Annotated in this window: 6 protein-coding genes; 4 read left to right on the forward strand and 2 right to left on the reverse strand. The window is 41.2% G+C overall.

What is annotated here, in order from left to right:
- The first annotated feature begins 15 nt into the window (after window positions 1-15).
- A complete protein-coding gene (locus ON073_RS14480) occupies window positions 16-921 on the forward strand; it encodes a 1-aminocyclopropane-1-carboxylate deaminase/D-cysteine desulfhydrase (RefSeq protein WP_274762587.1) in 906 nt (301 codons plus the stop codon).
- Window positions 922-936: 15 nt separating this feature from the next.
- Here ON073_RS14480 and ON073_RS14485 read toward each other — a convergent pair whose 3' ends face one another.
- Both ON073_RS14485 and ON073_RS14490 read right to left on the reverse strand, forming a co-directional pair.
- Window positions 937-2214: an EAL domain-containing protein gene (locus ON073_RS14485; RefSeq protein WP_274762588.1), complete on the reverse strand. Its 1278-nt coding sequence runs from the start codon at window positions 2212-2214 to the stop codon at window positions 937-939.
- 75 nt (window positions 2215-2289) lie between these two features.
- Complete coding sequence (locus tag ON073_RS14490; RefSeq protein WP_038639328.1) at window positions 2290-3099, reverse strand: ion transporter; 810 nt, start codon at window positions 3097-3099, stop codon at window positions 2290-2292.
- Between the two features lie 206 nt (window positions 3100-3305).
- Here ON073_RS14490 and sbcD point away from each other — a divergent pair, with 206 nt between their 5' ends.
- Genes sbcD through ON073_RS14505 form a run of 3 tightly spaced genes read left to right on the forward strand, consistent with a single transcriptional unit; the run spans window position 3306 to window position 8655 of the window.
- Entirely contained in the window at window positions 3306-4517 is a 1212-nt protein-coding gene (sbcD, locus tag ON073_RS14495) for an exonuclease subunit SbcD (RefSeq protein WP_274762589.1), read from the forward strand.
- Window positions 4514-8185, forward strand: coding sequence for an AAA family ATPase (locus ON073_RS14500; protein WP_274762590.1), 3672 nt, complete (start codon window positions 4514-4516; stop codon window positions 8183-8185). The genes sbcD and ON073_RS14500 overlap by 4 nt, the downstream gene beginning before the upstream one ends.
- Before the next feature lie 11 nt (window positions 8186-8196).
- Window positions 8197-8655 carry an RNA-binding S4 domain-containing protein gene (locus ON073_RS14505; RefSeq protein ID WP_274762591.1) on the forward strand — a complete coding sequence of 153 codons (459 nt, stop codon included), beginning with the start codon at window positions 8197-8199 and terminating at the stop codon, window positions 8653-8655.
- Window positions 8656-8804: the final 149 nt, after the last annotated feature.

The raw sequence follows: 8804 nt of genomic DNA on the forward strand, positions 1-8804 counted from the left end.
AAGGAGTTTCGTGCTTTGAGCATTGATTTAAAACTAAATATTGACGAAACACCAGTTCAAAAAATTATCCACTCAGTATTAGTTGAAAAAAACATTAGTTTATTTGTTAAGCGCGATGATTTAACCCACCCTCTTATTAGCGGCAATAAGTGGCGAAAGCTGAAGCATAATCTTATCTATGCAAAGCAAAACAACATCAATCAATTGATAAGCTTTTCAGGCGCATTTTCAAACCATCTATATGCACTTGCTGGCGCATCTCGCTTATTTAATTTTGATACCGAAGTGATTGTGCGCGGACCTGAACTTGATGCTAATAACCCCTGTTTAAAATTCGCAGCGGCGTGTGGCGTAAAGTTAACCCCTGTTAATCGGCTGACTTACAAAAGACGTTATGACCAAGATTATTTGGCAGAATTACAACAGAGCAAAGCAAGGAGCCTGATTATTCCTGAAGGTGGTAGCAATCAACTTGCGTTAAAAGGCATGATTGAGTTGGCGCATAGTTTACCAAAAGTAGACGAAGTATGGTGCGCTACAGGTAGTGGTGGCACCTTAGCAGGGCTAATTGAAGGTTTGCCTGAAAAAACCCAAATACGGGGGGTTGCGGTGCTCAAGCAGGCAGATTACTTAAATGAAACGATAAAGCAGCTTAGCCCTAAAGCACAACACCAAAAAAATTGGCAATTGTTAACCAATTTTCATTGCGGTGGGTACGGTAAGTTTAGTGAAGAAGTTTGGCACTTTTGCCAAAGTCTTCGCGACCAACTACCACTTGAACCTATCTACACAGGCAAGCTTTTTTTCACCTTGTTTAAGCTGATTGAGCAAGGGCATTTTGCCCCAGGCATTAAAATTATGGCAATTCATACAGGAGGGTTGCAGGGGCTTAGTGGATTAAAGTATCGAAAACTTATTTAAGTGCCCAACGCGTATTTAATTAAGCCCTAACGCAATGTTGTGCTCCCCTTGCTGAAAAAAACGACCACTTGCACCTACAAACTGGTATTCAACAAGTAATGAAAGCTGGTTAACCGCTTCAATACCTGCACCATAGAGTTGCAAATGTTGCTCCTTCGCAAATTCACTAAACGCATTCATAAGTGCCCTTTGTTGCACTTCCGACAATTGAAAAATATCGGCATCAATATAAGCGCCTGTTAAAAATGACAAATCACTTTGTATTTTCATTAATGCACCATGACAACGCTCAGCCACAATACTAATGCCACGCTGCTTTACCTTGGTAAGTTGTTGTTTAATGACTCTATAATCATTAACTAGCACCCCCTCAGAAATGGAAAAACGTATAATTTGGCTAAAACCAGCGGTTTCAACCATGGTTATTAATGTGTCGATAGCTTGAGCGCTATACCAAGAAGCGGCGTCAATACTCAGTAGCACAGGATCGTTACTGCTGTCTTGTGCCAAGGTTTTAAGTAATTGTTTTAGTAAATGCTCATCCAACGCTAACAATTTATCACTGTCTAAACAGCCAAGCAGAAATTGCTTAGCATCACATAGCCCCACTTTTTGGTGACGAATAGTGATCCCTACTTGGTGAAACAACAATTGGCGATTCAGAATATCGTTTATCATTTCTGGCAACGAATATTGCAACAAGGCTAAGTTGGTTTGATTTAGTTTTAATACATGCGATTTACTTTGTTGCTTGGTTTTTGCAATTGCCAAAGCAAGCTCAGCTAACTGATACACATTTAACTGCTGACAAGGCTCGCGATACAAGCAAGCACCAAATTCACAATCATTAATATGTGTTTTAAGCACCTCTGAGAAGAGTTTATTAAATTCTGCTTCATCACAAATTTGCGGGCATAAAATGGTCACACTTAACCGCCCAGCTTTTAATTGCTTGCAAGAAACCTTTTCGCTTACAAACGCCTGCTGCAGTGCGCTAGTGAGTTTCGCTTCATCAATATTAACTGCACCACATAACAGTGAAAACACATGATAGGCATTGTTAGTAAGCACTGAAAGCGGTGGCTTTTCAGGTTCAGGTAATAACTTAAGGGAAGGTTTAGTTAAGATTAAGGGTGGAGATTGAATAAAAACAAATAATAAAAAAAGTAAAATAACAGCTACAGTGACAATGACACCTAAAAGCTCACCAAACAGCCAATACGCTAATGCACAGAATGTAATGCCACAAACAAAATAGAGTATTTGAAGAATACGTTTTTGTTTGTTCTGCATTGCACACCCACATAACCTGCCAACTCTTAGTAAGTGTTGACGAGGTTAGCGAGATGCGCAAGTGCCGAATGACGGTTACTTCAGCCGTTCGCTGAGTAATTTATTAAGCTCAACAATTTGCGCTTTTAACTCAAGCACTTCACCTTTGGTGGCAGGTTCATCTAATTCGTCAGTATTTTCTTTAACAAAGTTATCGTGCTCTTGGGTCATCACTTCAAGCACCACACCCACCATCATATTTAAGAAAATAAACGCAGTTAAAAAGATAAACGACAAATAGTAAATCCAACTTAGCGGGTGCACCGCCATGGTTTCGTACATTACATCTGTCCAGTCTTCAAAGGTTGCTACACGGAACAGCGTCAGCATTGAAATCGATACATCGCGCCAAAGGGTTGGGTTAATTTCACTGAACATCATGCTACCAACAGCGGCATAAATGTAGAAAATTACAAACATTAGTAGTGCGATGTAACCCATGCGCGGAATGGCTTTAATCAGCGCATTCACCAGCATTCGTAGCTCAGGCACCATAGAAACCAAACGCAACACACGGAAAATACGCAGTAAACGCGCAATAAACACCGTTGAACCTGCAACAGGTAATAAGCTACCAATTACAATAATGGTGTCGAAAATATTCCAGCCCTTAGAGAAAAACGCTTTAGGCCCTTTTGAAGCAATAAAACGAATTGCAATTTCTACCGCAAAAAATACTGTAATGCCTTTATCTAACAGCAGTAAGAGATTTTCCATCCACACAGGCAAGGCATACGTATGAGCACCAACACTCAGCGCTGATACCACAATGACAAAAATAACAAAGGCTTGAAACGCTTTACTGTCGTCGATTCGTTGAAATTGGCTTTGCATGGCCGTGAACATACTGAATTTCTCTTACTGGTTAGCAAAATAAAAAACGCATTATAACCATCCATTAAGCGAAGATCTAACGGATAAATTAACGCGCTGCAACAACATGTTATGCGCTAAAAGCAGCAGTTAAAAAATTATGCTTTATGCAGCTCGTTGCCCTTTATGGGTTTTATTAAAAAGTGATAAAGTAAGTTTTTTTGCTATCAAGAACTCTTATGCGCATTATTCACACATCTGACTGGCATCTTGGCCAGAGCTTTTTTAATCAGTCTCGGCAAAAAGAGCACCATTTATTAATCAAATGGCTAGCTGAGCAAGTTAAAGCGCAGCAAGTGGATGCGGTGATCATCGCAGGAGATATTTTTGATACTGGCACGCCACCAAGTTATGCGCGCAGCCTTTACAGCGAGCTTATTTTGGCGATGCAAGCAGCAAATTGTCAGTTGATTGTTACCGCAGGCAATCACGATTCGGTAGCAACTCTTAACGAGATTAAAAGCTTAGTAAAAGCGCTTAACTGCCATGTGGTATCGCAAGCCTGTGAAAATGTAGCAGAGCAAATCGTCGCTATCACAAAAGCAAAAAAAACATTAGGTTATGTCTGTGCTATTCCATTTTTGCGCAGTAAAGACATTATCACCAGCCGCGCCGACGAAAGCATAAAAGAAAAACAAGACAACCTTGCCAAAGGCATTTACGAACACTTTGAAAATACCTTTCAAGCCGCGCAAAGATTAAAAGCAGCGCAAGATATACCAATTATTATGACGGGCCATTTAACTGCGGTAGGCGCATCTAGCTCAGAGTCAGTGCGCGATATTTATATCGGCCACCTGTCAGGTATAAACGCACATCAACTGCCAAACGCCGATTACATCGCCCTTGGTCATATTCATGGCGCTCAAAAGGTTGGCAAAGAAGGTAATGTGTTTTATAGCGGCTCGCCCATTGCCCTTAGCTTTGATGAATTAAAACACGCAAAATCGGTCAACTTGGTTGAATTTGAAGGGCAAAATGTTTCGCAAATAAGTCAACTTGAAATCCCGCGCTTTCAAGCAATGCAAACCATAAAAGGCAACCTCGCCGAAATTAAAAACGCACTGACCGTATTTGCAGAGCAAACTGACACAACCTGGCTGAGCATTGAAGTTACCACCGACGACTATATTAGCGACCTGCAAAATACCGTGTTAGATCTCACCAAAGACCTGCCAGTGGAAGTGTTACAACTAAAACGTGCGCGCAAACATGTGGCTAAACTTAGCCAACAAAAGCAAGAAAACCTGTCTGAAATAACCCCTTTAGAGGTTTTTGAGAAACGTATTGCACTTGAAGAGTTTACAACAGATGACGATCTTGCCCGAAAAGAGCGCCTAACCCAGCACTTTATTTCACTGCTGAATACGGCAAAAGGAGCACAGTCATGAAAATATTGTCACTGCGTTTTGCCAATTTAAATTCGCTAAAAGGCGAATGGAAAATCGACTTTAACAAAGCGCCATTTGCCGAAAGCGGCATTTTTGCTATCACAGGGCCAACTGGCGCCGGTAAAACCACCATTTTAGATGCCATTTGCTTAGCGCTTTATAACAGCACGCCAAGGCTTGGTGCAATCAGCGCAAGTAATAATGAAATAATGACCCGAGGCACCAGTTACTGTTTAGCTGAAGTTGAATTTGCCGTAAATCAAGGTGTGTATCGTGCTTTTTGGTCAATGCGCCGCGCCCGCAATAAGCCAGACGGTAACTTACAACCAGCAGAAGTAGAGCTGGTTGAAGTAGCGAGCAACAAACCTATCGCCACTCAAATTAAAAAGAAAGACCAACTCATCGAGTCACTCACAGGCCTTAACTTTGCCCGCTTCACAAAATCCATGATGTTGTCACAGGGGCAATTCGCCGCATTTTTACAAGCCAAAGAAGCCGACCGCGCCGAGTTATTAGAAGAACTTACAGGCACCGAAATTTATGGGCAAATTTCACAATTAGTACACCAACGCTTTGGTGAAGCCCGTGATGCACTTAATGTACTAAACGCTAAAACACAGTCGCTCGAACTGTTACCTGAAGAACGCATAAATGAAATAAACCAGCAAATTAGTGAACTACAAACACAGCAAGCTAATTTAAAAAGCGAACTTACCAGCCTGCAAGCTAAACGCGATTGGCATAACCAACTTACACAAAACCAACAGCGTTTAGAAAAACTGCAACAGCAAAAAGCGCAGCTTGAAAATGAACTTGCTGAAAAACAGCCAGAACTAACACGCCTTGAAACTGCCCAGCCCGCACAAAAGCTCGCAGTTGATTTAGATAAACTCGCATCACTAAACACTGCCAAGCAAAACCAAATTGCCAGTATTGAAAGTTATCAACAACAAGCAAACTTGCGTGCTAGCGAGCAAGCAAAGGTAGTTGAGTTAGCCCACTCACTAGCCACTAAACTCGATACTGCCAAGCAAGCGCAAAAAGAGTTATTTGACCTTATCGATAATCAAGTAACCCCTCTCGATAACCAACTTGCGCATAGCAAAAGCAAATTCAGCGAGTTAAATCAGCAGTTAGAAAGCTTGTATATACAAGAAAAAGAATTGACTGAAGCGCTGCAACAAAGTGAAAGTAACATTCAGAGCCTTGAAGCTGAAAAGCAGCAACTCGCCGCTAGTTTTGATCAAACCATAAATATAGAGCAATTTGAACACCAACTTTCAGAGTGGCTTGATGAGCACGCCAAACTGCAACTAAACGCACAGTCTTTGCAGCAGCAACAAAACCAACTAACCGAGTTAGCCGAAAGCAAAACCGCTTTAAACCAAGCAATTGGCGAGCAACAAACAGGTATCGCAAAAGAGCAAACAAAGCGTGAACAGCATCAGCTACAAGTTACGCAGTTACAAACACAGTTAAGTGAATTTTGTGACAACAGTGATATTGATGTGTGTGAAAACACAATAAACTCACTTAAACAGGCGCTAGATAAAGCCAAAACTGCAAAACAGCAGCAAACTCAATGGCAACAAATAACAAACGAAGTATTTGCGGATAAAACTCAGATTCAAGTTTTACAAAATGCCCAACCTGAACTAGAAGCGCAGCTTGCTTCACAAAATGCGCTGCTGAAAGCTCAACAACAGAGTTTAGATACCTCAATTCGCTTACAAGATGCAGAGGCTCAATTAGCACTGCTACGACAAGATTTAAAAGAAGATACCCCCTGCCCGCTTTGCGGTAGTGTTCAGCACGACTTAAGTCATTTTGAGGCGGGTAAAACGTCAGGTGCTGAAAGCACATACATCGCGACGCTTAAACAAGCGATAAGTGACTTACAACAAAACATCATTGAGCTTTCAGCAACACTTAGTAGCAACGCCCAACAAATTGACCAATTCAATACCGCAATCGCGAATAGAACTAAGCAACTGGATTCAATCGTCACAACTTGGGCGATTGAGCATGTTGCGATTAGTGATGAAATCGCTTTACTGACACATATTGAGAAAACAGAGCAACAACTTGCAACCGCGTTACAAAACCATGAACAAGTTAAAGCAATAAATACTCAGTTAACTGAGGCGAAACAAGCAGAACACGAGTTAAACCATCAAATACAATTGCTGAGCGAAAAACTTAATAACACGACAGAGCAATTACAAAACGTATCTGCCAAAGAGCAAAAGCTATTAACAACCTTTAATGAGCAGCAAGAGTTATATAACACAACACTTACAAAGCTTGTATATACAATTAAAAACAATGGTTACTCATGCCAAGAAGCCAATTTAGCCAACTGGTTTAACGAACAGAAACAACAATTAAACACACATAAAACGCAATATAAAAAATACCAACAGGTGCAACAACAACTCGCTCTAGCACAGCAGGCACGCAACCATTTAACACAGCAGCAAATGGATGTTGCAAAGCAAAAAAGTGAATTAAAAAACCAACACGAAACCACACAGCAAAAAATTGCAGAGCAAGCTCACACACGCCAACAACTGTTTGGTGATAAATCAACCGCGACTGAAAAGCAAATATCACAGGCGCACTTAGAAGCGCTTCATACTGAAGTAAAAACCGCTGAACAACATGCCCAGCAGTTACATGCTGCGCTCACCAAACTCAATGGTCAGCTGAGCGAAAAGCAAGATCAACTTAATGATACCAATGTGCAATTGAGTGAAGTGCAAACCAAACTAAGCCAATTACTGGAGCAAACGCCTTATGCGACGCTTGAAGAAGCGCAGCAAGCACGTTTACCAGCAGATGAGTTTGAGAAATTAGCCGAGCTTAAACGCCAATTAGATACCGCGCTTACACTTAATAGCGAGCAAATAAATACCGTTGAAAATGAGTTAAAAACCCAGCAAACACACGAATTTAATACGCTAAACTTAAATAGCCAACAACTACAAAGCGCCTTTGACGAACTAAACGAAACCCTTGGTCAAACCAACCAGCAACTGGGCTTACTGAGCAATCAAATTAATGAAAATGCAGCGCGACAAGAAAAACTTAAAGATTTAAAACACGAGCTCGATTTACTTAACCGCGAGTATCAAGATTGGCATTATTTACACGGTTTAATTGGCTCGCAAAAAGGCGATAAATTTAGAAAGTTTGCCCAAGGCCTAACGCTTGATAATTTGATTTATCTGGCCAATCGACAACTTGATAAGCTCACTGGCCGCTACCTATTAAAACGCAAGGAAGATCAGTCGTTAGAAATGCAGATCATTGACCTTTGGCAAGGCGAGCAAGTACGCGATACCAACACCCTATCTGGCGGTGAAAGCTTTTTAGTCAGCCTTGCTTTGGCGCTCGCGCTTTCTGATTTAGTTAGTCATAAAGTGAGTATTGACTCACTGTTTCTAGATGAAGGTTTTGGCACACTTGATAAAGAAACCCTCGATATCGCCCTTGATGCGCTCGATAACCTGCATGCCAGCGGCAAAACTATTGGCGTAATAAGTCATATCGATGCGATGAAAGAGCGGATACCAGTGCAAATTAAAGTGCGTAAAAAGTCAGGTTTAGGCATCAGCGAACTCGACCGCACCTATAAGTTTGATACAATAGCCAGCGAAACCAGTTAAGAGATTTATCCATGTCACAGGCCTTTGTTGTAGAACTTGAAGAGCAACCGATAGAATTATGTAACTTATTAAAGCTACTCGACCTTGTTGAGTCTGGCGGTCAAGCAAAAATGCTAATTGCCGACGGCTATGTTGCCCTCAATGGTGAAATTTGCCTACTAAAACGCAAAAAAGTATACGCAGGTGACACGGTAGAATTCGACGGGCAACTGTTCCAAATTGCCGAATTTTCAGGTGAAAGAAGCGAAGACGATGCGCAAGAAGCGGATTATTTTGAAGACGAAGACGGTTATGAAGATAATGCAGTTGAGTATCTGCAAGTACCTGAGGTGATTGAAGAACCAAAAGTAACAACTCTAGTGAATAATCAGTCACCTGCAAAAGCGAAAAAGACGGATAAAAAACCAGCCGCTAAAAGCGCAAAAACTAAAGATAAAAAGACTGGCAGAAAACCAATTTCGTTTGGATAAAGGGTTGGGGGTTCGCTAATTTTTAATTTTAGCCTCAACCCCAGCATTCAAAGCAACTTCAACATTTCCATTTGAATAACTGACGCCATCCATGGCGTCCTCTTGTTCATTTTTGTTACACGACAAAAACGAACCAAAAAACGTGCCCC

It is taken from the genome of Pseudoalteromonas sp. G4, assembly GCF_028875915.1.
Taxonomy (GTDB): domain Bacteria; phylum Pseudomonadota; class Gammaproteobacteria; order Enterobacterales; family Alteromonadaceae; genus Pseudoalteromonas.